1 protein-coding gene is annotated in these 209 nt (G+C 60.3%); it reads left to right on the top strand.

Annotated elements, in window-relative coordinates; translation table 11 throughout:
- Window positions 1-209 (top strand): DNA cytosine methyltransferase (locus tag PG722_RS14030; protein ID WP_270580899.1); only part of this gene is annotated, 209 nt, incomplete at both ends.

The following is a 209-nucleotide window of genomic DNA, read 5'->3' as shown; positions in this document are numbered from 1 at the left end:
TAACGCCCTTTGCCTTCTGGTATGAGGGCGACCCGAAGGGCGGCTGTATCCGTTTTCTGACGGAAACGGAAAGCGAACGGCTGATGGGGCTGCCAGAGGGCTGGACAAAGTACGGGGCGGACGGCGTGGAGATCCGGCCTCTGCAACGCTACAAGGCACTGGGAAACGCGATTGCCCTCCCTTGCGCCGATTACATTATGGCCGGGATT

This window comes from Butyricicoccus sp. OF27-2pH9A, from assembly GCF_027693185.1.
In the GTDB taxonomy this organism is placed as follows: Bacteria; Bacillota; Clostridia; order Oscillospirales; family Butyricicoccaceae; genus Agathobaculum; species Agathobaculum butyriciproducens.
Note: the sequence above shows the minus strand (reverse complement) of the source record. Positions and strands in the feature narration are given on the sequence as shown.